This is a genomic window from Kineococcus indalonis, assembly GCF_009906395.1.
GTDB lineage: Bacteria > Actinomycetota > Actinomycetes > Actinomycetales > Kineococcaceae > Kineococcus > Kineococcus indalonis.
In genome coordinates this window covers 1-2988 of record NZ_JAAALM010000498.1, presented here as the reverse complement: position 1 = coordinate 2988, position 2988 = coordinate 1, and the positions used below count along the sequence as shown (strand labels likewise).

General features: G+C 74.4%; 3 protein-coding genes. All 3 read right to left on the bottom strand.

Going from position 1 to position 2988, the window contains the following annotated elements:
* Positions 1-75 precede the first annotated feature (75 nt).
* Positions 76-615: an adenine phosphoribosyltransferase gene (locus GTR00_RS18010; protein ID WP_407659727.1), complete on the bottom strand. Its 540-nt coding sequence runs from the start codon at positions 613-615 to the stop codon at positions 76-78.
* 14 nt (positions 616-629) lie between these two features.
* Positions 630-1643, bottom strand: coding sequence for a protein translocase subunit SecF (gene secF / locus GTR00_RS18005; protein ID WP_166612955.1), 1014 nt, complete (start codon positions 1641-1643; stop codon positions 630-632).
* Positions 1643-2988, bottom strand: a 1346-nt coding sequence (secD, locus tag GTR00_RS18000; RefSeq protein ID WP_166612954.1) for a protein translocase subunit SecD, incomplete at its 5' end; no start/stop codon positions are given. The genes secD and secF, both read right to left, overlap by 1 nt.

The window sequence follows — 2988 nt, the reverse complement described above, 5'->3', positions numbered from 1 at the left end:
CACCCGGCCCCCGCGGGCGGGCCGGGGGGCGGCGGGAGCGGTGCTCCCGGCAGGGTCCAGCGGTGTCCAGCGGTGTCAGGCGGTGCGCAGGGCCACCAGCGGCCGCCCGCCGAGCTGGGCGCGGCCGCCCAGCTCGGCCAGCTCCAGCAGCACGGCCACGGCCGCCACCTGCGCACCGGCCTCCTCGACCAGCTCGCACGCGGCGCGCGCGGTCCCGCCGGTGGCCAGCACGTCGTCGAGCACGAGGACCCGCTGGCCCGGGCGCACCAGGTCGCCGCGCAGCTCGACCGCCGCGGTGCCGTACTCCAGGGCGTACTCGCGGCGCAGCACCGGGCCGGGCAGCTTGCCGGCCTTGCGCACCGGCCAGAAGGCCAGGCCGCAGCGCTCGGCCACGGGGGCGGCGAGCATGAAGCCGCGCGCCTCGACGCCGGCCACCGCGTCGGCGCCCACGCGGCGCGCCACCTCACCCAGGGCCGCCACCACCGCGGCGAAGGCGGCGGCGTCGGCGAGCAGGGGCGTGATGTCCTTGAACTGCACGCCCGGGCGCGGGAAGTCCGGCACGGTGCGCAGCCCCGCGTCGACGAGCGCGGCGACCGCCTCGGCGTCGGGCACCACCGGCTGCGGGCCGCTCACGCGGCTCCCCCGGCGGCGGCGGCCGTGGCCCCGCCGGCGGGAGCGGTGCCGCGGGCGCCCTCGCGCACCTCGGCGTCCAGTGCGCGCACGCCCGCCTCGCGCGAGCGCAGAGCCACCAGCAGCGGGGTGGCCACGAAGATCGAGGAGTACGCGCCCACCAGCGTGCCGACGAACAGCGCCAGGCTGATGTCGCGCAGCGTGCCCGCCCCCAGCAGCAGGTCGCCGATGAAGAGGATCGCCGCGACCGGCAGCAGCGCCACGACCGTGGTGTTCACCGAGCGCACCACGGTCTGGTTCACGGCGAGGTTCGCGGCCTGGGCGAAGGTGCGGTTGCGCTTGGCGAACGCCTCGGCGGTGTTCTCGCGCACCTTGTCGAACACGACGACCGTGTCGTAGAGCGAGTACCCCAGGATGGTCAGGAACCCGATGACGGTGGCCGGGGTCACCTCGAAGCCGATCAGGGCGTACACCCCGGCGGTGATGGCGAGGTCGTGCACGAGGGCGGCCATCGCGGCCAGCGCCATCGTCCAGGTGCGGAAGTACAGCGCCATGATGACCGAGACGAGCACGAAGAAGATCACCAGCGCGGTGAGCGCCTTGTTCGTCACGTCCGCGCCCCAGCTGGGGCCGACGGTGGAGGAGGTGACGCTCTCCAGCGGCACCCCCGTGCGCTCGGCCAGGGACTGGCGGATCTCGTCGAGCTGGGCGGTGCTCACCGCCTCGGTCTGCACCCGCACGCCGTTGCCGCCGACCTGCGTCACCTCGGGCACCGCGCCCGGCACGACCGACTCGACCGCCTCGCGCGCCGCCTCCTGGTCGGTGGAGCCGGTCACCCGGAACTGCGAGCCGCCCTCGAACTCGATGCCGAAGGTCAGGCCGGGCTTGACCAGCAGCAGCGCGGAGACCGCCACGCAGGCCAGGGCGATGAGGAACCACAGCTTGCGCTTGCCGACGAAGTCGTAGGAGGACTCCCCGGTGTAGAGCCGGTTGCCCAGTGCTGCCATGCCCATCAGGCGTCGCTCCTGTCGTCCGCCGCACCGGCCCCGCCGGTGCGCGCCTGCTCCCCGTCCGCGCGGTCCGCGACGTCGCCGCCGTCCGCGCCGTCCGCGCCGCCACCGGTCCTGGTGGCGGCGCGCTCCGCGGCGCGCCGCTCGGCAACCGTCGGGCGGCGCACCCCGCTGTGCAGCGCGTTGCGCGCCACGACCGAGCCGAGGTGCTCGGGGTCGAACCCGGACCACTTGTGCCCGCCGCCGAAGAACCTCGTGCGCGCCAGCAGCGAGACGACCGGGTGGGTGAACAGCATCACGACCACCACGTCGACGAGCGTGCTGATGCCCAGCGTGTAGGCGAAGCCGCGCACGTTGCCGGTGGCCAGGACGAACAGCACGACCGCCGACAGCAGCGTCACCGCGTCGGAGATGAGGATCGTGCGCCGCGCGCGGTGCCAGCCGGCCTCCACGGCGGAGGTGAGGATGCGCCCGTCGCGGATCTCGTCGCGAACGCGCTCGAAGTAGATGATGAACGAGTCGGCGGTGGTGCCGATTGCCACGATGAGGCCGGCGACGCCGGCCAGGCTCAGGCGGAAGCCCTGCAGCCAGCTCAGCAGCAGCAGCACGCCGTAGTTCAGCGCAGCCGCCAGCAGCAGGCTGCCGACGGTCACCAGGGCCAGGCCGCGGTACTGCACGAACGAGTACGCCACGACGAGCACCAGGCCCACGAGGCCGGCGATGAGGCCGTTGCGCAGCTGGTCCTCGCCCAGGGTGGCGGAGACCTGGTCCTCGGTCTGCACCACGAACGACAGCGGCAGGGCGCCGAACTTCAGCTGCTGGGCCAGCGCGTCGGCGCTGGCCTGGGTGAAGTTGCCGGTGATCTCCGGGTCGGTGGCGATGGTCTGGCTGACCACCGGGGCGGTGACCACCAGGCCGTCCAGGACCGCGGCGAAGCGGTTCTTGGGGTCGCTCAGCTGCGAGATGCGCGCGGTCAGCGCCTCGAACGCCTCGTCGCCGCTGGAGTTGAAGGACAGCTGCACGGTCCAGCCGCCGGTCGCGTAGCCCTGCGAGTTGCGCGCCTGGGCCGCGGTGGCGTTGGTCAACTGGGTGCCCTCGAGCTCGGCGGGGCCCAGGACGTACTTCTCGGTGCCGTCCTGGCTGCAGGTGACCAGCGGCAGGGCCGGGTCGTCCACCAGGCCGCCGCTGCGCTGGGCGGGGTCGGTGCAGTCCAGGTTCTGGAACACCTGCACCAGGCCCGGGCTGGACAGCCAGGCGTCGTCGCTGGCGTCGGTCGGCGCCGGGCTGGGCGTCTCGCTCGGCTGGCCCGGGCCGGGGCTGGGCGCCGGGGTGGCGATGTCGCCCAGGG